Below are 21,371 nucleotides of genomic sequence, written 5' to 3'. Positions count from 1 at the left end.
AGTCCCCTGCCCCGCAAAATACACCCGATGGTATTACCTGGAAACCTGAACGGCGCGGGTGCAGCCCTCGTCGAACAGAGACGCAAACTGCGGGTCCGTCAACGTTTTGTCGGTTTGCGCCCAAAGGCGATCATATTCGTCGTCGATATATTCGATGAACCCCGGATCTATGGTCTGATCCACCGGCGACTGAGCTACCGCGTGCAGCATGAACACATCAAAGGCGCATAGCCCGCCGGGGTTGGAATTCAGCAATGCCCGCATGAAAGCGTGCGAGTTCCATGGAAACCGGTGCAGGTTCACCGGCGTTTCCTGCAGCTTCGACAAAAACCCGGCTGTCCTGTCGCTCAGCAGAATGTCCATTCCGAACGTGTAAGACTGGAAAAGCTCTTCCAGCAGGATCGACTTGTGGAACGCGGTCTCCAACAGGTCGGGCCGGCCGCGCGCCGGTTGCCTGACCACGATATGTGTCCCCTGACCGCGATGGCCAAAGAAGGTTTGCGCCATCGCCGGAGATGTCACCAGATATCTGCGCCCGGCAGGCAGGCCAAGTTGATGGGTCTCGCTCAGCCAGTCCAGATCCGAAGACAGTTCCCGTTCCGGAGGATATCCCGAGTACAAGCGCAGAACCACAGTCCGCCCGGTGCCGCAATTGCTGGCGGACCGCCCCGCATAACGCATCGGCGTGGGATGGCCATAGCTGTGCTTCAGCAGGTCCCGAAAGGTGTTCAGTACCGCCAGCGTCTGCGGATGCGGCCGTTCCCCGACCACGCACAACGAGGCTCCGGCAAGGTCCCGCCCATTGATATGTACCGGAATGGCCATGTCGCGACCCAGCATCGTGGCGCGAAGCTCGTATCCCCAGCCGCGCCGGGCAAGCTCAAGGTAATCCTGCTTCTCGGCATGAAGCTCCCCGGCGAAAATCAGGATCGCTGCTATCTGAAGGATGAATCGCCGCACGCTGTACCTCTGAATTTTCATTCAGCGTAGCCGGAGTTCTGCATATATCCAAGTGTGCCAGGTATTCGAGCCGGTGCGCCCACAGTGCGCATAAAGTGTTAGTTTTGCATTTTACCTTTCGGAGATCTCCGGAGGCAAATTATATCCGATAAGTATCCCTTATCATGTTATTTGAAATCTGACCCAAATTGACACAGAATGGGTACATGAAGCCCCCTGCCCCGTACCTCCCCGCCGCCGCTCCTGCCCTCTCGGACACAGATCAAGAGGCGCTCACTGATCTTTATATGCGCGGCACACCGGAAAACACGCTGCGGGCATATGAACGGGATCTGCTTTATGTCACCGCCTGGAAGTCCGCGCGGTTCGCAGCGACGCTGGACTGGCCAGAATCTGAGGCCACCGCCCTCGCCTTCATTCTCGATCACGCCCGCGATCTGAATGACGCACCAGAAACGGATGTGGCGCGCGAAACCGCAGAAGCGCTAATTGCTCAGGGGCTGCGCAAGTCCCTCGCCTGCCCTGCCCCTTCGACGCTGGACCGGCGCATCGCCTCCTGGCTTGCCTTTCATCGAATGAAGAACCTGACCAGCCCTTTCGGGGCGCCGCAGGTGAAGCAGGCCCGTGCCAAGGCGCGCCGGGCTGCAGCCCGGCCCCCTGCCCCAAAATCGCAGCACCCGATTACCCGCGATGTGCTCGAGCAGTTGCTGTCCACCTGTCGGGGGTCCCGGCGGGATTGCCGCGACCGCGCCATCTTGATGCTGGGTTGGGCTTCTGGTGGTAGACGGCGCTCGGAGATCACCGGGTTGATGTTTGAAGACGTCTCGCTGAAGGAGTTCGACGAGAAAAGCCTGGTTTGGATTTCACTTCTGGAGACCAAGACGACAACCAAAGGTGAAACGCCGCGGCTGGTGCTGAAAGGCCGCGCGGCCCAGGCGCTGGTCCATTGGATGGAGGTTGGACAGATTAAGAACGGGCCACTGTTCAGACCAGTCTCAAAAGCGGATCGTGTGCTGAAACGTCGGCTTTCGCCGGACGCTATCTATCAGATCGTCAAACATCGCCTCCAGTTGGCGGGGTTGCCGGAGGACTTCGCCTCGCCGCACGGTCTGCGTTCTGGGTTCCTAACCCAAGCCGCACTGGACGGCGCACCAATCCAAGCTGCCATGCGCCTCTCGCTACACCGCTCCATGGCCCAGGCGCAGAAGTACTATGACGACGTCGATATCGCAGAAAACCCGGCAACGGACCTGTTGGGGTGAGGAAATACGCAATCAGCTCAATTGGCCCCCTGCCCTTCCCTATTTCTTGTCTTGGTGCGCAAGCCGTTTCTTCTTTTGTGCCAACTGCTCGTTATGAAAAGCTCAACTCGAGGCGGAGCATTCGGAAGAGTTTTGTGTGTATGCCTACTTTTTGCACAGCAGAACTTCATCAGCTATAAAAGCCCGGGAACCGCTTCAACGAGGTTTACAGCTGTAAACCACTTTGCTTTGATGCAAAGCGTATGTAGTTCACAGCTTTGTAGAACCCACAATATAAGCGAAAATCCTTGACTTAGGACAATGAATCACGCCTGTTTGTCTCAAGTGGCGCAAAAATGACCACATTCTTTAATTTGAGGCAACTACATGATTCCCGTGACACCACTTACGGCAGAACGACCATCGGCTCTCGCCACGGAAATTTCTGAGAGATTAAACTCGGCCATCCGGGAACATCTTCTTGCGGCATTTGCCCCTGACAACACCAAATCACTACGCAACTTTGCAGCCCCAGAAGCGGCCGAACTCTTAGGTGTCTCAGGTCAATTCATGCGTAAGGTCCACGCAGAAGGAACGATTCCTGAACCAAAAGACGTGCGAAGCGGTCGACGCTACTATACCGCCCATGAGCTTTGGGAGGCTCGCGAAACGCTTGAGAAAACCTCTCGCAAAAAGGGGCGCTATATCCCTCGTCGGACTGAAGGAGAGAAACTCCAAGTCTGGCAGTTGATGAACTTCAAAGGTGGCAGCAGCAAAAGCACCACAACAATTCACCTGGCCCATTATTTTGCGCTTCGCGGTTACCGTGTATTGGCCGTTGACCTGGATCCACAAGGCTCGCTTACATCCATGTGCGGCATCAGCCCGGAAATTGAGTTTGACGGACTGACGATCTACGATGCTATTCGGTATGAAGATCCGGTAGATATGGCGGACGTTGTGCTTCCGACATACTTCCCCGGTCTGTCTGTGGCACCGTCTCGGCTTGTTCTTTCCGAGTTTGAGACAGAATCTGCCGTTCACTCCAACCCGGACCATCCGTTCTTTACGAGAATACGGAATGCCTTGGCCCAGGTAGAAGGCGATTTTGACCTAGTTCTGATTGATAGCCCACCTCAACTCGGATTCTTGACAATAGCCGGGATGGCCGCCGCTAGTTCATTGCTTGTGCCACTGACACCTTCGATGCTGGACGTGTCTTCGACGGCTCAATTCCTCGAACTCGCTGGTGCTTACATGGCAGTCATTGAAGATGCTGGCGCTACGCTCGAATACGATAACTTCAAGTTCCTGATAACGCGTGACGAGCCGACAGACGTGCCGTCTCAACAACTGGCTTCGTTCATGCGAGCACTGTTTCAGGATCGCGTTATGTCAGCTACGGCCCTCAAAAGCACTGCAATCAGTGACGCCACAATGCTCAAACAATCAATTTACGAGGTCGTGCGGTCGGAAATGACACGCGCAACTTATGATCGGGCAAAGAACTCAATGGATGCGATCGGCTCCGAGGTAGAGCAAATGATCCATCAAGCGTGGGGACGCAGCTAATGGCTAGAAAATCGCTTCAGGAGATGTCAGGGATCGCAAACACCATCGCGCGCTCTAGCCCCAAGGCCATCGACAAAACCCCAAAACCCAATGCCCCTGCACTTGGTGCGCTTCAAGGCTCTCTGGCTGCAATCAGGGAAATTGACCCTGCCCTGATCGACGATTGGGGGCCAGCCGATAGGCTTGGTGAGTTTACAGCTGTAAACACTGACGAAGAAGACGATAGCTTTGAAAGCTTGATATCGAGTATCCGAGACGGCGGCCAACAAGTTCCCATTCTTGTCAGAAAATCGAAATCCGACGGTCGATACGAGGCAATCTATGGGAGGAGGCGGCTGAAAGCCTGTCGTGAACTTGGCATTAAGGTCCGCGCCAATGTTCAGGATATCGACGATGCCTCGGCGCTACTCGCCAAGGGGCTTGAGAATGCTGCGAGGCGCAATCTTTCCTTCTACGAGAAAGCACGTTTCGCCGAGGCGATCCTGACTTCCGGGCATGACTCTGCAACGGTGCGGCAAGTATTGAACCTTTCGAAATCAGGGCTGTCTCACCTGACAAAAGTTACGCAACATGTTCCTGCAAAGATTGGTGACATGATCGGCGCAGCCCCAAAATCAGGCCGCCCAAAATGGACCATGCTTGCAGAACACTTCGTTGCAGGCAAGCTGGCGGGAGATGAAGCGGCAAACCTGCTTGCAACCATTGAGCCATCAATGTCGTCAGATGATCGGCTGGAAATGCTCCTAAAAGCAGCTGCCAAACGTGGTGCACGACAAAGAGAAAGTGCAGCCGAAGTCAGCCCAATTGAAGGAGTTACAATCAAATCCACCAACGGATCACTAACTGTTTCGGTCAAAAGGACCGGAGCTAACGCTGACTTCGCTAGCTGGTTGGACAAAAACATGGCTGAAATCATCAAGCGCTCACACGCTGAGTTTGCAGCTGTAAACGCCGAGAAAAAGAACTGAGGACGAGCAGAAAGGAGGAAGGCAAACAAACAAAACCCCCGAAACCGGAGCTTCGAGGGCTGCTGCGCAAAGCGCAATTCTTAGATTAGACACCTAGAATCTAGCAGCACCCGAATCGCCACACAAGAAAAAACGCTCTTGAGCGAACGGGTAATTTTTGTCTGCCGATAGATAATCATGAAAACAGTAGCAGCATTGGCTCCAAATGGAGCAAACTTGTCGGGGACGGCAGGGCAGGGGAGTAGTACGCCCAAAAAATGGATACTTCTTCGCGCCGTTGAAGAGGCCAGAGAACCTCTTGGGTTGAAATCCACAACTCTCAATGTCCTGAGAGCCATGATTTCTTTTGTGGGCGGTGATCAGATTACTGCGGACCAAGATGATCATCACATCTGCTTCGCTTCCAACGCGGCGATCGCCAAACGAACCCATGTCAGCGTGCAGACAGTTGAGCGTCATATCTCGACGCTGGTTGAGCTTGGACTTATCCGCCGCGTAATGAGCGCAAACGGCAAGAGATGGGCGCGCCGGGATCGACAGGGCAGGGTGGTCACTGCAACTGGGCTCTCCTTAATGCCTTTGTGTGAACGGCACGCTGAGTTCATCCAAGAAGCCCAGCGGCATGCTGATCGCGTTCTCGAGTTCACTGTACTCCGCGACAAGGTTTCCGCCGCTCTGGCGCGCCTTAGGGACCTCGTAGCAAATGACACCGCGATCTCTGATTTGATGACCACCGTCCGCAATGCTCTGCGTCGCAAACCAGATGCGAATGTACTCTGCGAGCTATTGGCAGAAATCTCTGTGGAAATCTCAGAAGTAACACAGACAGATACAGAAAATTTGAGGGACAGTGACAATGAAATTGAGGGGCACAAAGAGGACTCTTTGAATCCGGAAGTTAAGAAAGAAAAACTTTATCAGATTCAAGTTTCTCCAGACCAAATGGAGCGCAGTTTTCCACGGCTATGCTCAGAGCTACGCTTTGCAAAAGATCAGCACCACTGTGATCGGCTTATGGATGATATCGCCGAGTATCTACGGCTTGGCCAAACCTGGTATGCAATGAAATCAACGTTTGGCCCAGCTATTCGCTTCATCGTTCTCGGGTACATCTTTCAGCGTGCTGAGAACATACAGTCTCCAGGGGCTTATCTGATTTCTCTGATGTCAAAGATCGATCGGGGAGACATGCAGCCAACCGCATTGTTGGCGCAAAACTCGAAATAACCGCGGACGAGCAGGCTGTACTTATGAATTCCCATCTCGCTTATGAGTTCAGAGCAACAGATGAAGTTCATCCCATCGATCTATTGTGAATAGAATGCGGATGTATTACATTGTACTACACAGCGGAAACAGGTGATTGCGATGAGAACCAGCCCATATTCAATCCGTCTTGATGAAGACTTGAGAAAGTCTCTGGAACGAGAAGCTGCGATAGAAGATCGGCCGCCTGCGCAACTCGCTGTACGAGCAATTAGAATGATGTTGGAATCCAAGGCCGCAAAGCGAGCAGCCATTGATGCAGCTGTCGAAAAAGCAGATCTAGGTAAGTTCATCACGGCAGACGAAATGAATGCCTGGATAGACAGCTGGGATACCGAGAATGAGCTCTCTGCTCCGGTCGCAAGCGGGCAATCCAATAGCCAATGAAAATTGTATTTCTCGAAGATACGGCCCGGGACATTCAATGGTTCCGCTACTACTACACGTCTGTTTTTCCTGAAGGCAGCGAAAAGGCACGAGCACAGCTCAAAGCCATTCAGCTTACTCTTGCAGCAAACCCGTATGCAGGTCACCCAAGTGACACACGCCAAGACGTACGGGAGCTTTCAGTACCGCGAACCCCATTTACGCTAATCTATCGTGTAATGCCCACTCAGATAGAAATTCTGCGTCTCTGGGATACCCGGCAGGGCGCAGACTATTAAAACCCGGAGTCTAAACTGGCGGCATCAGCCAGGCAGCGTAGGGGGTAAGAAATCGAACTTATTCTGCTATTCGACCTCTAGCTTCTGCACAGAGGGCGGACAGCTGACTTTCGCTGCATATGCGAGAGCAACTCTACCAATCTGTGAAAGCGGTCATTTACAGTCAGATATGCGATACACGCCCGATCCAGGTACGGATGAAGTCCTTTGTGGCGCGGGATCAGAGCGACCTGGCAAGGTCGCCAATATCCCAAAAAAGCCCGGCCATTGCGCGCAATGCATCACGCGAAACTGACTTTAACACGTGCTCGTTTGGCGCGTGCTGCGAACAGCCGCGATAGGAGTGCGGCACCCAAACCGTTGGGAGACCGAGCAAATCGGAAAAGACCTCGTTGGGCAAGGAACCGGCGAGATTTGGCAGGACATGGGGTGGCTTCCCACACGTTTTTTCAAGCGAACGCGCGACAAAAGACACCCACGGATGGTTGGGCGACGTTCGCGTTGCATCAAAGAAGCTGCGGTCATGAGGCTTGATCTGAACGATCTCAAAACCTCTCGCATCAAGGTGGCGTCGAAGGGCGGGCAGGATATCGGATTGGTTAGTGCCAACAACGAAGCGGAGCTGGCAGGCGGCTATGGCAAATCCCGAGATCGCGTTGACCGGTGCCTCGGGGACACCGCTTTTCATTGCGAGGACCGCAAAACTGTTCCAGCCGAAGACGCGTTCGGCCGGTGTCAGGCCTTCCTCTCCCCAATTCTCGTCAATCTTCGGACCACCATCCCCGCCAACCGGCAAGTTGCGCAGGGTGTCCCGGATGTCTTCAGTCAGGCTGGTCGGCCGCCATTCTGGTATTTGGATTTGGCCCCGCACATCGGTGATCGTCGAGAGGGCTTGTGCAAGGATCATCGCGGGGTCGGCAAGCAAACCGCCCCAGTTACCCGAATGGTGCGCGCCGTCTCTTAGATCAACGATGAGGTCGAACGAATTGCCGCCCCTTGCCCCCATGAACAACGTGGGCGTGTCGGACTGAAGGCGCGGCCCGTCCGATGCGATCAGGACGTCTGCGGCTAGGTTGTCCTTGTGCTTGGCGCAAAACTCCGACAACCCCGGTGATCCCATTTCTTCGCCCATTTCAATGAGAATGCGCATGTTGAAGCCGAGCGCTCCACGGGCCTCAATGACAGCGCTCAGCGCCGCCAAATTGATGAGATGCTGCCCCTTATTGTCGGCTGTTCCGCGTCCATAGAGGCGGTCGCACTCATCAACCAGTCGAAATGGGTGAAGCCCGTCGCGCCATTGATCCGTTTGCGCGCGGATCACGTCGCCATGCCCGTAGGACAGGATTGTCGGACGCGTGTCGTCCTCGATGCGCTCTGCAACCAAGATCGGTCCGGCATCGTGCACAGGGTTCGGGTAGATTTCACAGGAGAACCCGAGTCTGCTCAGGCGCGGAACGAGGGCTTCCTCAAGATAGCGCGGAAGCTCCGCGGCTTTTTCTTGTGTCTGGCTCTCCGTCTCATGGGCAACCAGTTCGCTAAGTTCTGTTGCAAATTGACCGGTGTCGAAAAACTGGGCGGCGTTGTCTATTGCAGAGGCGCGGGTCACGGTTGTTTTGCCTCAGACAGGTGGACGCACGTCGTCCGGGATCGGACATGTGTAAGGTGTTTGGCCCAGATGGTCTTGATGCGTCGCGCATGCAGCTTCGATGCGCGAGGGATCCTCAACCAGTCGACAAGCTGTCGCGGCCATTGCTTTTGCCGCGTAGACCATGCCTTTGTGAGCCGCGGGCGCCTTGCCTTGTGCCACTGTTTGCCACGTATGAAACGGCGTTCCTATAGCACAGGTGGCAACTCGTGCCTGAACGGTTGGGACTGCCCAACTCACGTCGCCAACATCTGTCGAGCCTTCGCCGCCATCGCTGTGGCGATCAAGAGGTGCGATGAAGTCGCAGAGTGCGAGATTTTTTTTGGGCTTAGCACCGATCCGCTTGAAGGTCGTATTGATGTCAGCGGCGGTTAATGTGGTCTGAATGTCGCGGGCAAAACTGAGATCTGCCTCGTCAAAGGCGACGGGTCCAAGTTTCTCTAGCTCGTGCTGCATGGTTTCTTCCAAAGGACGGTTGCCAAGCAGGTTTGAAACGCCGGAAAAGACCTGGCTGGTAACTTGCGTTCCTGTCATCAGCGCCGCGCCGTCCGCAATCTTTCGGACGCGCGTAACCAAATCGGCGAGGTCCGGTAGCGAGCTGGCGCGGACGAGTTGGCGCACTGTGGCCTTGGCCTGCACCACGTTCGGCGCAACACCACCTGCATCGAGATAGGCGTAGTGAACCCGGGCGCTGTCGGGCATGTGCTCGCGCAGGTAATTTACACCGATGTTCATCAGTTCAACCGCATCAAGCGCCGACCTACCCAATTCCGGTGCACCCGCCGCATGGGCAGCTTTTCCATGAAAAGTGAAATCGATCCGGGTGTTCGCGAGCGATCTGGCCTCATTCACGCCTGTGAAGGTCGCTGGATGCCACGAGATGGCTGCGTCGACATCATCGAACAGTCCTTCGCGCACCATGTATGTCTTGGCCGCGCCCCCTTCTTCAGCGGGGCAGCCATAGTATCGCACACGGCCCTTGATGCCGTTTTCGGCCAGCCAGTCTTTCACCGCCGTCGCGGCCAAGAGTGCGGCGGCCCCTAAAAGATTGTGACCACACCCATGCCCGTTGCCGCCCTCTTCAAGCGGCTGATGTTCAGCCACACCTGGCGCCTGGCTCAGATATGGCAGCGCATCGAACTCGCCGAGGATGGCAATCACCGGACCCTCGTCTCCTGCTTCGCCAATCACGGCCGTAGGAATGCCAGCTGCGTTCTCTGTTATCTTGAAGCCCTGAGCGCGTAACATCTGCACATGTTCGGCGACGGACTTGTACTCGGCATAAAGCGTCTCGGGCGTGTCAAAGACTCGATCTGACAAGGCGATAAAATCATCACGATGGCGGTCGACGTGGTCCCAGATCGGATCGGCGTTTTTCAAGGGGCTCTCCAGCTTCTCGTTCAAACGGTTTCGGCGTGTTCCAGCAGGCAAGCCGTTTCGCGCCCGCCGCGCCCCGCTTTCAGTTCAGGAACAGTGGTGCGGCACTCAGCGGTCGCCACCGGGCAACGCGGGTGGAAGGTACATCCAGATGGCGGATCGAGCGGCGACGGAATTTCCCCCTCAATCGGGGCAAACTCACGCCGGCGCTGATCAAGGCGCGGAGCCTCTGCAAGCAGCGCTTTCGTGTAGGGATGGCGTGGGTCCGAAAAAATTTCCTCAGTCGATGCGCTCTCGACAATGCGGCCCAGATACATGATCGCCACGCGGTCGGCGATGTGTTCGACGACGCTCAGGTCATGGCTGATGAACAGATAGGTCAGGCCCAGCTCTTCGCGCAGATCCATGAACAAGTTGATAACCTGCGCCTGGATCGACACGTCCAGCGCAGCGATGGCTTCGTCGCAGACAAGGAACTTCGGCTTCACGGCGAGCGCACGTGCAATTCCAATCCGTTGCCTCTGACCGCCGGAAAACTGATGCGCGTAACGCCGCTTGAGCGACGGGTCGAGGCCGACCTTGCGCATCACGTCGTCCACGTATTCCGCACTCTCTGCCTTGCGGACGATCCCATGCATACGCGGTGCTTCGCCGATGATATCTTCGACGCGCATTCGCGGATTTAGGCTGGCAAAGGGGTCCTGGAAGATCATCTGAATTGCGAGGGTCGCCGCGCGTTTGTCGGTGCCGTTCAACGTCGCAACATCTTTGCCTCCGTAGAACATCTGTCCGTCACTTGCAGGGTGAATGCGGCAACAACACGTCCCAAAGTGGACTTGCCGCAGCCGGATTCGCCGACCAATCCCAGAACCTCACCCTTTTGAATCGACAGGTTCACGTTATCGACAGCATGGACCGTTTCTTCCCGGATGTTTGCGCCAAGTCGCTGTGCGATTTTCCCGCGACGTCCAAACGTTTGGTGAAGCGCTTCGAAACGCCTCGGATTTCAACGAGCGGCTCACTCAAAGCGTCGTCTCCTTGGTGCGTTGCGGATTGAAACAGCGAAGGCTGCGGCCATCCACGTCCTTAATCGGGGGGCGCTTGGAACACGCTGCCGTTCGGGCCTGACAACGCGGTCCAAAGGCGCATCCTTCAGGCAGGGCGAGCATGTTTGGCGTCATCCCTTCGATCTGGAACAAACGCTGCCCGCGCCGGTTCGCCGTCGGAACCGATCCGAGAAGCCCGACCGTATAGGGATGCAACGGACGGTCGATAACATCGTCGATACTGCCTTGCTCAACGATCCGTCCTGCGTACATCACCGAAATCCGGTCCGCGAGCCCTGCCACAACGGCAAGGTCATGCGTGATCCAGATCATCGCGGTTCCCGTGCGTTTCGTCAGCTTCTGTGCCTCGTGGATGATCTGCGCCTGAATTGTCACGTCGAGCGCTGTCGTCGGCTCGTCGGCAATAATGAGGTCCGGCTGGTTCAAGAAGGCTGTCGCAATCGCCACGCGCTGCCGCATCCCACCGGAAAGCTGATGCGGATAGGCTTGCAATCGCTCTTCCGGCGATGGGATGCCAACCAAACCAAGCGCATCACGGCTTCTTTCCCAGGCGGTTTGGCGGCTTACGTTTTCATGGGCGAGAATGGCCTCGATCATCTGCGTATCGACGCGCAGGACCGGGTTGAGAGTCATCATCGGATCCTGAAAGATCATCGAGATTCGGTTGCCACGCAAGGTCTTGAGTCGCTCTTCCGGTGCGTTCGCGATCTCGTCACCATTAAAACGGATTGACCCATCGACGATGCGCCCGGGAGGATCGATCAGCCCAAGGATGGAAAACCCGGTGATCGACTTGCCCGACCCGGACTCACCCACCAGACCCATTACCTCGCCCTTGGAGACGGTGAAATCCACACCATCTACGGCCTTGACCACACCCGCGTGCGTGAAGAAGTGGGTCTTTAGCCCGCTGACTTCGAGTACTGCCGTCATTTCTTCAACCTCGGGTTCAAAACATCGCGCAAATGGTCGCCCACAAGGTTGATGGACACGACCGTCAGCAAGAGCGCGATGCCGGGGAAAACGGATATCCAGTAGCGCCCGGACAGCATGTACTCGAAGCCATTTGCGATCAGCACCCCAATCGACGGTTCAGTCTGTGGAAGGCCTACGCCAAGAAACGAAAGCGTCGCTTCCAATGAGATTGCGCTGGCGGTTTGCACCGTGCCAACGACGATCAGAGGCGCCATGCAATTCGGAAGGATATGGCGAAAGACGATCCGGGGTCGCGATATTCCAAGGCATTGCGCGGCTTCGACATATTCCTTGCCACGCTCGACAAGCGCGGTCGCGCGAACCGTGCGGGCGTAATAAGCCCATTGCGCGATCACGAGGGCGAGGATGATCTTGTCGACACCCTTACCAAGTGCCGCAACCATCATCAGCGCAACAAGCGATGCCGGGAACGACAGTTGAAGATCCACGATGCGCATGATGAACGCTTCGGTCCGGCCTCCGGCGTAGGCCGCGACCAGACCGATCGCCATACCGATCAGAAGGGCAATCACCCCAGATGCAAGTCCAACGGTCAGAGAAATACGCAAGCCATAGAGAATTGCCGAGTAGAGATCGCGTCCAGACCCGTCCGAACCGAGCCACATCGTGTATCCGTCGAATGCTTCGGAACCTGGAGGCAAGCGCCCATCCATGACGCTGACCTGGCCAAGATCGTAGGGGTTCTGCGGCGTGATCCAGGGTGCCAGGATGGCCAGCAGAACGATGATCAGGAATATGCCGAGCGCCGCTGTTGCGATCCTGCTTTCGAAGAACTCGGCCCGAAATCGCTGGAACGGCGTCTCGACTTTAGGGGACTTGGCGGGGGTCAGAGAATGATCTGTGACGGTGTCGGTCATGCGCCCTGATCCTGCAAACGAACCCTCGGATCGAGGATCGAGTAGAGTATGTCGACGATCAGATTGATCAGCACGAAGAACAGTACGATGATCATCAGATAGGCGACGACGACAGGCCGATCCAATTGCAGTATTGCGTCGATCAGCAGTTTGCCCATTCCCGGCCACGCGAAGATTGATTCAGTCACCACCGAGAACCCGATCAAACTACCGAATTCGAGGCCCATGACGGTCACTACCGGGATCATGATGTTTTTCATTACATGCACCAGAATGATGCGTCGGGTCGAAAGCCCTTTGGCCCGGGCATACTTCACGTAATCCTGTCCCATCGCTTCCCGGACACCCGCTCGGGTAAGGCGGATTGCCAGTGAAATCTTAAGAAGCGCTAGGTTGAGAGCAGGCAGGAAGATGTGGCTCAACCCATCGAGCGTAAAAGGCTGCTGTGAATCCCAAGAAACGAGCCGATATCGCCGCGCCCTGTCGCTGGGAGCCATCTAAGTTCTACGGCAAACAGCATGATGAGCATAAGCCCGACCCAGAAGGTCGGCAGCGAAACCCAAGGATTGAGCCAGCCATAATGCCCTTGGACAGCGGGCTGTCGGGATAGAGCCCGGCATAAAGACCCAATGGAATACCGATCACGATAGCAAGAAAGAGTGCACTGAAGGCCAGTTCCATCGTGGCAGGCATATGGTGCAGGATCAGTTTGAGCGCGGGCTCACCGAAGACGAAACTGTCGCCGAGGTCACCCTGTGCAGCACCTTTGAGGAACAACCAGTACTGTTCCCAAATAGGCCGATCCAATCCAAGCCGTCGAATTGCAGCTTCGATGTCAGCCTGATCCGCGTCGGGGCTGACCAGCATGTAGACCGGGTCACCAACGATATTGACGCCGAAAAAGACAATCACCGACATCAGGAAGACAACAAGCATTGCTTGCTGCAATCGGCGAATGACAAAAACGGTCATGAGGACATTCCCGGCAAAGGCTCCGGGCCGCTGCGAAGGCGGCCCGGATGCATTGCGATTACTCTTTCACGACGCCTGTCGCGAGAGTGTATTCGTCGGTCCGAGGGATGTAGCTCAGACCTTTTTTGGCCGCCCAGGTGTTGACCTGGAAGTGCGTCGGAATGATCGCCACGTTCTCGATCGCGCGCTCTGTCGCCGCGGCGAGCAGTTCCTGCCGCTTTGCGTCATCGACTGTTCGCAGGGCTTCTTCGATCAGTGCGTCGGTTTCAGCATCCGAGTGCCGGCCACGGTTCGATGATCCAAAGCCCGCATCCTTGTCATGGGTGTGGATCAGCGATTTGAGAGGCGAGGACGCTTCGCCGGACCCCGCGCCCCATCCGACGAGGATAAAGCTGAACTCCGGCAGACCCTCTGGGCTGCCTTTGGACGCGCGTCCAAAGTATACCGAACGCGGCATTGTTTCGACGGCTGTCTTGATGCCAACACGGGTCAACATTTGCGCAATTGCCTCGGCAATTTTGGCGTCGTTGATGTAACGGTCATTCGGCCCATGGATTGTCATTTCAAATCCATCGGGATAACCGGCTTCAGCCAGAAGCGCTTTAGCACCGTCCGGGTCATAAGCCACGACGTCCAGATTGTCGGACACGCCAAAGAACCCCTCGGGCAGAAGCTGGCCGGCGGGCAGGGCAACCCCCTCCATGACACGCTCAACGATTGCATCGCGGTTGATCGCCATGCTGATCGCCTTGCGGACGCGGACGTCCATGAGGGGGTTCTTGATATCGCCGCCACCGTTGGCCTTCACAAAGGGTGAATCCTCGCGGAATTGGTCCATGTGAAGATAGATCACTCGGTTGGACACGCCCTGGCTCAGCTGGATACCATCATTGCCCTGAAGTGTTGTGATATCGGTCGTTGGTACGCCCGATATCATGTCGACGTCACCGGCAAGAAGCGATGCAACACGGCTCGGACCGGACGTGATTGGGCGGAATTCCACCTCGGACCAGATCGGCGCGTCACCCCAGTAGTCGTCGTTCCGCACCAGTACGATGCTTTCACCCGGTGTGTAACTTTGGAACTTGAACGGCCCTGTGCCGATGGCGGCCGTACCCGCGTTGAAGTCTTCCGTCGTTGCTTCGCAGCCCACTTCTGAGATCACAGGGATCGTGGAAATGTCATTGCCCATCAACGGATAAGGTGCGGCCGTTTTGAAGTGCACCGTGTAGTCATCGATCTTGATGACTTCCTTACCCTTTAGATAGGTGCCGTATCCCGATGGAGAGTTCGGTACGTCCGGCGCGCGCGCCATGGTGCAGACTACATCGTCCGCCGTAAAGTCACTTCCGTCGTGAAACTTTACGCCCTCACGCAGCTTGAACTCCCAAGTCAATTCATCAATCGGCTCCCATGACACGGCAAGACCCGGCGATAGGCGCTGCTTCTCATCCTGCGCGATCAGCCGGTCAAAGATGTGCACGGACATCGCGTTGTTCGGACCCAGGTTGTGAAAATGCGGATCGAGTGACGTCGGCTCCGAAGCGAGGCCGATCGTTAGTTTTTCGGCCGAAACAGCACCGGCGCCGAAAGCCAAAATGCTGACAGCGACGGCTGTCGCAGATGTGAGTTTCCTCATCAAAAAGACTCCCTGTTTGTTTGGCGCTTGTAAATGGGCGAATCTTTGGCCGATCCCGCGCCCTATAAAAAAAACTAGCTACCGCAAAAATCATTGCCAATACTTATTGCTATGCGACTTTGCATAGACCAATCCAAGAGTTTGGATGTTCAGCCGCTCGTACCGGGGGAGTAATGTAGCATGACGGAACACAGACACAGACTGCGCGAGTTCGAGTCGCTAAGAGCCGTGATCACGACTGGGACAACCATCGGCGCCGCGCGGCGTCTCGGGATTTCGCAGTCTGCCGTGAGCCGGTCCTTGTCACAACTCGAGGCCCGTGTTGGGCGATCGCTCTTTCTCCGGCGATCGGGACGTATCGACCCAACAGACGAAGCCTTGCGTCTCAACGAAAAACTGGACCCAATTTTCGAGACGCTGGCGGACATTGAGGGCGCAGAATGGGCTACTCCGGATAACGAGCCGTTACGCCTGATCGTGCCGCCGACTCTGGCACATCACTTTGTCATCTCCAGGGTGGCCAGTTTTCTCAAGAAGAATGAAGGAAAGCAGCTTCAATTGGATATTCAGGCCACGGACGTGCTGGTCGCCGGCATTCTCGACCTCCGCTATGATCTTGGTTTGACGAGTGCGATGATCCAACGAACGGGTGTTCATCTCATGCCTTGGCGCCGCAGTCAGGTGGTCTGCGCCATGCCGAGCAACCATCCGCTATCGGAAAAACGAGTGGTGACGCCGCACGACCTTGAAGGCGTCGCGCTGATCGAGTTTCTGCGAAGGCTGGGGACGCGAGCGATCACCGAAAAGATCTTTGCGCGCGCTGGAATTCGGCCGAAACAAGTCGCAGAAACGGCAACGAACATGGCCGCACTGGAGCTCGTCCGCGAGGGTTTGGGCGTGACGCTGATCAATCCCTTCCCGTTGTTGTCGTCAGGGATGGAAGGTGTCGTCGTCAGGCCATTTGACGCCGCCATTTTTTATGACACGAGCTTTGTACTTCCATCAGGCAGGCCACCTTCTCAGCTTGCCCGCCAGTTCATGCGATTTGTCAAGTTGACGACGCCGCAGGACAAATACTCAGAGCCCGTCTAGCGCAGCATCTTAGCCGACCACGAGGTGTCGACGTCCATCGGAAAGTTCGGTCGTGGCAAATTCGCAAACGGCCAGCGGTCGTGAACTGGCGACGTAAGCCCGCCCGTGTCGACCTCAAATACCTGGTTTGGCCCAAACCAGTTGGAAAACCCGGCCCGAAAGTGGCCTCGGGATTTCACAACAGTCCGGGCAGACGCAATATCCAGCCCGAACATATGAAAGAACACGGGGTCGGCAGTCTGTGTGCGATCGGTGATCACCACCACGGTGATACCACCAATACGAAGCGCAGCGGATGGCCCTAGGGCCAATCTCCGACCAGCCGTCATGCCCAGTTCACCTACCACATCTCCATTATGGAGACCCAAGACCTCTGCATCCACCTCAAAAGGCACATCCCATTGCGCCCAGAAAGCGCTGGAATCGGAAGACCGGTTGAATCGTGCCCTGAATTTGCCGCCGACACCGATGCCATGGGCTTCGTTCGCAAGTTCCGGATCACAAAAGGAACCGAATAGGCATTCTTCGACTTTTGCCGCATGAAGAGCGGCTATCAGTTCCGTCGTCCTGCCACTGCCGCCGCCACCAGGATTGTCACCGGCATCGGAGAAAATCACAGGCGTGCGCGCTTGGTCAGCGGAAATTGAGATCGCTTCCGTCACGGATGTCAGTTTCCGAACGAAATCCTTCCTCAATGACCAGGCCATGTCTGCCAATTCTTCCGCCAGTGCATTGGCCGCCTTCTGGTCCTCACGCGCGGTGACAACGATGCTCAGACCGTTGTCGGGCGTGTCGGAGAAAAGAAAATTACCGAAGATCGATACGTTTAGAATCTCACCTCGACCTTCGGCTTGTCGTCGCTGACCATGGTCGATCAGCGCGCCATACGGGTGCTCGGCACTTAGCAGGGTCACGGATGCCGGAACAAGAGGCAGTTTAACATGCGCGGTTTGGGGCCGGACGCCCGACGCCAAAACCCGGTGCAGCGAAAAGGCGGCTTCCTCGCCACGTTCTATTTGATCGACGTGAGGATTGGTCCGATAGCCGACGATCAGGTCACAGGCATCGACCATCCGTTGTGAGATATTTGCATGCAAATCGAGTGTCGCGATGACAGGTACGTCCGGTCCGACAACTCTCCGAATGCGTGACATCAACAAACCGTCGGGGTCGTGGTCGTGCTCGGCAACCATCGCGCCGTGATTGCAGATGTAGACTGCGTCGACAGGGCCAGCTGAGCGAAGCATGTCTTCCGAAGTCACCATGATCTCTTCGATCACGGTTTTTCGTACTGGACCTGCGGGATGGCTGGCTGCCAAGATACAGGGTACCGGCGTCCAGTCGCCCGTAGCATCCATCGCCCGGACAAAGGCCGCAAATTCTATTGCCAGCTTTGGTGTCGCGGATCTGGCTTCAGACATCAAAGCATCGCTTGTAAGCCATGTCAGAGACTTAAAGTCTGACAAATCAGCCGGGGGTGCAAAGCGATTTGACTCGAGAATTGCGCCAAGGAGGGCGATCTTTGGAGCCGTCATGCGAGAGGCCTTTGGAAATGCAACACAGTGCGAGGAAACATGAGTAGGTGATTTCAATCAAGATATCATGCGTCTTCTCTGTTCTAGGAAAACCACTGCCGCCTTGCGTCTTTCCTATAACGCGACGCGCAAACGATCAGTGCCACCCGTTATGCTGACAGAAGTTTCCGGAGAATTCGTAAAGATTGTTTGGGCCGATGACCCAGACGTTCACCTCATGCGCGGCGCACCGGATCGCCCACCCGCCCGGTTCAATCGCCGGGGGCAGGACGCTTTGTATCTGAGCCCTGATGTCGAAAGCGCAAAAGTCGCTATTGGTCAGGACGTTAGGAAGGATGATCGCCCGCGGGTTGTGCTGACCTTCGAGGTGGAACGATGTGCGTTATTCGATCTGCGCAGCCCCGAAGCCGCGGATATCTATGCACTCGCCAGTCAGCCCTGGCGCAAACTCTTAGCTGCGGGCGGAGAGCCGTCTTCATGGCTCGCTGCTGATCGGCTCAGAACAGATCGGCATATCGGGTTGATTGACCCTTCGCGAAGGCGTCCGGGTCTTTGGCACATAACTTTATTTCGATGGAGCGAGCCAGGCGCACCGGCGTGTTTCGGCGTAGTGAAGTGAAGCCGGTTTCCGTCCTGCCGGATTATCGGTGACGTTTAAGGTGCGACCAACTATCATTTCGCAATTATGGTCATCGCGAAAATTGGCTGTGTGGAGGACATTGTCATGAGTTCTCTTCTGGCACGCCAATGACATTTTTTTGCATGTTGTTTGAGCGCTCGTGACAGTCTGCTTTCAGTGCCAAAATGTAGCTTTGCTTTGGGTAACGAAAGGCGGCTTTGGGCCGCCCGTTTCAAAAAATTTGTGTTCAAGATGCTGGCGGGCACATGACTTCGATCAAGGAAGGGCCGTCACGTGATAGCCCCGCGGAAAGGGCTTTTGCAAAGCTATCGGTGTCTTCAATTCGTATTCCGGGAACCCCATGCCCTTTAGCGAGCGCAACCCAATCAAGCGTTGGGTTTTCCACATCAAACATTGCCTCCGCATTCTTGCCAAAACTCTCAACACCGACATTTGCCAGCTCATCTCGAAGGATTTGATAGCCGCGGTTTGCAAAAACAATCACCGTAACGTCCAGGCTTTCGCGTGCCATCGTCCACAAAGATTGCAACGTATACATGGCTGATCCATCGCCTGTTAGAGCAATTACTTTTCTATCTGGACATGCAATTGCTGCGCCGGTTGCGCACGGTAGGCAAAGCCCTATCGCACCACCGGTTCCCCCAAGCAAGTCATGTGGTCGCGCGGTTGCAGTCGGAGGAATGACGTGAAACCCGGACGTCACGGATTCATTGCAAACGATAGCATTCTCGGGAATGAGGGCCGCTAACGCTTGGCCGACTTTCGCTAGGGTGAGATCTCCGGTTGGGATTGGAGGCAGGTCGAGAGCGTATGTGTTCAGCTGTGTCTTGCTCGAAACACCAACCGCATCTGCCAGTGTTTGAAGAGTCCAGGCAATATCATCCGTCGGAGCACACAGGCTTGAAACCGTGCAACCGGCGGGCTCGGGTGTGCTCGGTTTGCCCGGGTATGCAAAGAAGGCAACGGGTTGGTCGGCGCCGATCAAAGTGATTGACGATGTCTGTTCAAGCTGAGCGATCTTGGGTGCAATTGGATACACAAGTTGATCCAATTTGGCAGCCCCGGCCCCCTTCGAAATTCGAGGGATTAGAGTATCCGCCAACAGGCGGCATCCGGTTTTGACGGAAATTTTTCCAGCCAGTACACGAAGTGGACCAAAAAGCGCGGAACCACCTATCATCAAAGCCGCGTTTGCAGTCTTCAGACGCATGGCTGCGGCCTCGATGCCTTCCAAGGACGGGCGATGAAGTGGTTGGGCCAGAATGCTATTCGTCGCAGGGCCAGTCGCTGCATCCCAAGCAGTATCGGCGGGAAGAACAAGAGTGGCGATCTGGCCGTTTTGAGATCGGGCGGCCTGGATGGCTGCGGCCCCGTCCGATGCGACGCTTGTGGCCTGATCAGAAACTCGTGTCCAATGGCTTATGGCCTGACTTACGCCAATAATGTCGCCTCTGAGTGGGCTTTCATAGCGCAGGTGATGTGTTGCGTGATCTCCCACCACATTCACGATCCCGGACCCTGATTTTCGGGCGTTGTGTAGATTGGCAAATGCGTTGCCTAGCCCCGGTGCAAGATGCAGCAGAGTGCCGGCGACGTCCCGTTTCATGCGGTAATAGCCATCAGCGGCGCCCGTCGTTCCACCTTCGAACAGGCACAGAACACAGTTCATCTCGGGATGTCTATCAAGAGCCGCAACAAAGTGCATTTCAGAAGTGCTGGATTGGCGAAAACCGTATCCACACCATTGTGAAGAAAGGTTTTGACTAACGATTCTGCGCCATTCATTCGATCACCGCCAACTCTGATTTCAACGAACTTTATGGGAGAGACAATCTAAAAGTAACTGAAAAAGCTTTCGATGATGTGCAGGCCGTCAATCGTCATCGATGCCCTCGCCCGTAAGACATGCCATGTTGAACAACGCGAAATCGCGGTGGTTTTCGGCCAGTTCAAGTCGAACTCGGGTCGCCCAGACATGCTTGGGTTTTGGCGGCCGCTTCTGACCGACGATACGTCCTTTGTTCCAGTTGGGCGAAGCGCGCGAACGGCAGGTATGTTTGGGTTTCCATGACTGATCCTCCGATCCGCCATGCCCTCCCACAACGACAACCCGACATTGACGAGAAACAATATTACAGGATGCTGCGTCGCCTCAGAGGCCTGCTGGGAGCTCGACGTAGCCATCCATCGTTGCTTGAGCAGGACAATAAATTGCGCATTTGACAACAAGTATTTGCGGCCCACATGCTGAAACGTGAAAATCGAGGTGTAACGACCAAAGGTAATTTCATGTTTAGATCATCAACCCGAAGTGAAGCAGAAAGTTTGTTAAGCGGACTTGCTCTTGGATTTTCTGCGGACCCGTTCATGCGTTGGCTGTATCCTGAACCTGCCGATTTCCTTACCCACTTCCCGCGAGTAATGGATTTCTTTGGCGGGCGTGCATTTGAACAGGGTAGCGCGTTTCGGAACGATGATTTCACTGCTGGCGCACTTTGGCTTCCGCCAAGCATTCACCCTGACGAAGAACGGCTTGTCGCCTGTTTTGAGCAGACGGTCTCACCAGAAAAGCATGATGCGTTGTTCGAAACCTTCGGGCAGATGGACAATTATCATCCCGATGAGGATTGCTGGCATTTAGCATTTATTGCGGTCGATCCATTCGCCAAGGAAAAGGATTGGGGTCCGCGTTGCTTGAATGCTGCCTCAAACGTTGTGATGAAGATGGAAGACCTGCTTACTTAGAGTCGACAAACCCTACAAATCTATCGCTGTATAAGCGCTATGGTTTCCAAGAGATGGGTCTAATCAAAGCCGACCAAGCCCCACCCCTGTTTCCGATGTTTCGAGCCGCCCAATAGCGGTAGATCAAACGGCTG

At 55.6% G+C, this 21,371-nt stretch carries 21 protein-coding genes and 2 pseudogenes; 10 read left to right on the top strand and 13 right to left on the bottom strand.

Going from position 1 to position 21,371, the window contains the following annotated elements:
- Positions 1 to 33: 33 nt before the first annotated feature.
- On the bottom strand, positions 34 to 960 hold the full coding sequence (locus tag ACR3EM_RS21405) for a hypothetical protein (protein WP_480472960.1): 927 nt from the start codon (positions 958 to 960) through the stop codon (positions 34 to 36).
- Positions 961 to 1,166: 206 nt separating this feature from the next.
- Here ACR3EM_RS21405 and ACR3EM_RS21400 point away from each other — a divergent pair, with 206 nt between their 5' ends.
- The 6 genes from ACR3EM_RS21400 to ACR3EM_RS21375 all read left to right on the top strand — a co-directional run bounded on the left by ACR3EM_RS21400 (position 1,167) and on the right by ACR3EM_RS21375 (position 6,672).
- On the top strand, positions 1,167 to 2,222 hold the full coding sequence (locus ACR3EM_RS21400; protein WP_480472958.1) for a tyrosine-type recombinase/integrase: 1,056 nt from the start codon (positions 1,167 to 1,169) through the stop codon (positions 2,220 to 2,222).
- Positions 2,223 to 2,588: 366 nt separating this feature from the next.
- Positions 2,589 to 3,773: a plasmid partitioning protein RepA gene (gene repA / locus ACR3EM_RS21395; protein ID WP_170724940.1), complete on the top strand. Its 1,185-nt coding sequence runs from the start codon at positions 2,589 to 2,591 to the stop codon at positions 3,771 to 3,773.
- Positions 3,773 to 4,741, top strand: coding sequence for a plasmid partitioning protein RepB (repB, locus tag ACR3EM_RS21390; protein WP_480472956.1), 969 nt, complete (start codon positions 3,773 to 3,775; stop codon positions 4,739 to 4,741). The genes repA and repB overlap by 1 nt, the downstream gene beginning before the upstream one ends.
- A gap of 177 nt (positions 4,742 to 4,918) precedes the next feature.
- Complete coding sequence (locus tag ACR3EM_RS21385) at positions 4,919 to 5,968, top strand: helix-turn-helix domain-containing protein (protein ID WP_170724938.1); 1,050 nt, start codon at positions 4,919 to 4,921, stop codon at positions 5,966 to 5,968.
- Positions 5,969 to 6,109: 141 nt separating this feature from the next.
- A complete protein-coding gene (locus ACR3EM_RS21380; RefSeq protein ID WP_480472954.1) occupies positions 6,110 to 6,394 on the top strand; it encodes a CopG family ribbon-helix-helix protein in 285 nt (94 codons plus the stop codon).
- Positions 6,391 to 6,672, top strand: a complete 282-nt coding sequence (locus ACR3EM_RS21375; protein ID WP_170724935.1) for a type II toxin-antitoxin system RelE/ParE family toxin — start codon at positions 6,391 to 6,393, stop codon at positions 6,670 to 6,672. The genes ACR3EM_RS21380 and ACR3EM_RS21375 overlap by 4 nt, the downstream gene beginning before the upstream one ends.
- A gap of 220 nt (positions 6,673 to 6,892) precedes the next feature.
- On the opposite strand, the gene ACR3EM_RS21370 is transcribed toward ACR3EM_RS21375, so the two are convergent.
- From ACR3EM_RS21370 to ACR3EM_RS21330, 9 genes and pseudogenes are all read right to left on the bottom strand, one after another.
- A complete protein-coding gene (locus ACR3EM_RS21370) occupies positions 6,893 to 8,278 on the bottom strand; it encodes a M20 family metallopeptidase (protein WP_480472952.1) in 1,386 nt (461 codons plus the stop codon).
- Positions 8,279 to 8,290: 12 nt separating this feature from the next.
- The gene (locus ACR3EM_RS21365) at positions 8,291 to 9,697 is read right to left on the bottom strand and encodes an amidohydrolase (protein WP_480472950.1); all 1,407 of its coding nucleotides are present in this window, start codon (positions 9,695 to 9,697) and stop codon (positions 8,291 to 8,293) included.
- Between the two features lie 20 nt (positions 9,698 to 9,717).
- Positions 9,718 to 10,011 (bottom strand): oligopeptide/dipeptide ABC transporter ATP-binding protein, encoded by a 294-nt coding sequence (locus tag ACR3EM_RS21360; RefSeq protein ID WP_480473334.1) that lies wholly within the window; start codon positions 10,009 to 10,011, stop codon positions 9,718 to 9,720.
- Positions 10,012 to 10,206: 195 nt separating this feature from the next.
- Positions 10,207 to 10,592 (bottom strand): annotated as a pseudogene (locus ACR3EM_RS21355) (ATP-binding cassette domain-containing protein); the annotation flags it as partial.
- A gap of 124 nt (positions 10,593 to 10,716) precedes the next feature.
- A complete protein-coding gene (locus ACR3EM_RS21350; protein WP_480472948.1) occupies positions 10,717 to 11,694 on the bottom strand; it encodes an ABC transporter ATP-binding protein in 978 nt (325 codons plus the stop codon).
- Positions 11,691 to 12,614 (bottom strand): ABC transporter permease, encoded by a 924-nt coding sequence (locus ACR3EM_RS21345; RefSeq protein ID WP_480472946.1) that lies wholly within the window; start codon positions 12,612 to 12,614, stop codon positions 11,691 to 11,693. The genes ACR3EM_RS21350 and ACR3EM_RS21345 overlap by 4 nt, the downstream gene beginning before the upstream one ends.
- Complete coding sequence (locus tag ACR3EM_RS21340; RefSeq protein WP_480472944.1) at positions 12,611 to 13,111, bottom strand: ABC transporter permease; 501 nt, start codon at positions 13,109 to 13,111, stop codon at positions 12,611 to 12,613. The genes ACR3EM_RS21345 and ACR3EM_RS21340 overlap by 4 nt, the downstream gene beginning before the upstream one ends.
- Positions 13,112 to 13,118: 7 nt before the next feature.
- Entirely contained in the window at positions 13,119 to 13,586 is a 468-nt protein-coding gene (locus ACR3EM_RS21335; protein ID WP_480472942.1) for an ABC transporter permease, read from the bottom strand.
- 58 nt (positions 13,587 to 13,644) lie between these two features.
- Positions 13,645 to 15,225 (bottom strand): ABC transporter substrate-binding protein, encoded by a 1,581-nt coding sequence (locus tag ACR3EM_RS21330; RefSeq protein ID WP_480472940.1) that lies wholly within the window; start codon positions 15,223 to 15,225, stop codon positions 13,645 to 13,647.
- 180 nt (positions 15,226 to 15,405) lie between these two features.
- Between ACR3EM_RS21330 and ACR3EM_RS21325 the strand changes: the two genes are divergently transcribed.
- Positions 15,406 to 16,317, top strand: coding sequence for a LysR family transcriptional regulator (locus ACR3EM_RS21325; protein ID WP_480472938.1), 912 nt, complete (start codon positions 15,406 to 15,408; stop codon positions 16,315 to 16,317).
- On the opposite strand, the gene ACR3EM_RS21320 is transcribed toward ACR3EM_RS21325, so the two are convergent.
- Positions 16,314 to 17,852: a M81 family metallopeptidase gene (locus tag ACR3EM_RS21320; RefSeq protein ID WP_480472936.1), complete on the bottom strand. Its 1,539-nt coding sequence runs from the start codon at positions 17,850 to 17,852 to the stop codon at positions 16,314 to 16,316. The two genes, ACR3EM_RS21325 and ACR3EM_RS21320, sit on opposite strands and share 4 nt — an antisense overlap.
- 151 nt (positions 17,853 to 18,003) lie before the next feature.
- On the opposite strand from ACR3EM_RS21320, the gene ACR3EM_RS21315 reads away from it, so the two are divergent.
- Entirely contained in the window at positions 18,004 to 18,471 is a 468-nt protein-coding gene (locus ACR3EM_RS21315) for an RES family NAD+ phosphorylase (RefSeq protein ID WP_480472934.1), read from the top strand.
- A 247-nt stretch (positions 18,472 to 18,718) separates the two neighbouring features.
- Here the strand turns inward: ACR3EM_RS21315 and ACR3EM_RS21310 are convergent, their stop codons facing one another.
- The gene (locus ACR3EM_RS21310; RefSeq protein WP_480472932.1) at positions 18,719 to 20,197 is read right to left on the bottom strand and encodes an acetolactate synthase large subunit; all 1,479 of its coding nucleotides are present in this window, start codon (positions 20,195 to 20,197) and stop codon (positions 18,719 to 18,721) included.
- A gap of 201 nt (positions 20,198 to 20,398) precedes the next feature.
- Positions 20,399 to 20,583 (bottom strand): annotated as a pseudogene (locus tag ACR3EM_RS21305) (hypothetical protein); the annotation flags it as partial.
- Positions 20,584 to 20,736: 153 nt separating this feature from the next.
- Here ACR3EM_RS21305 and ACR3EM_RS21300 point away from each other — a divergent pair.
- Entirely contained in the window at positions 20,737 to 21,237 is a 501-nt protein-coding gene (locus ACR3EM_RS21300; protein WP_480472930.1) for a hypothetical protein, read from the top strand.
- Positions 21,171 to 21,353 (top strand): GNAT family N-acetyltransferase, encoded by a 183-nt coding sequence (locus ACR3EM_RS21295; protein ID WP_480472928.1) that lies wholly within the window; start codon positions 21,171 to 21,173, stop codon positions 21,351 to 21,353. The genes ACR3EM_RS21300 and ACR3EM_RS21295 overlap by 67 nt, the downstream gene beginning before the upstream one ends.
- Positions 21,354 to 21,371: the final 18 nt, after the last annotated feature.

The organism is Ruegeria sp. AH3 (assembly GCF_056536265.1).
This window is presented reverse-complemented; position numbering and strand designations above follow the sequence as displayed.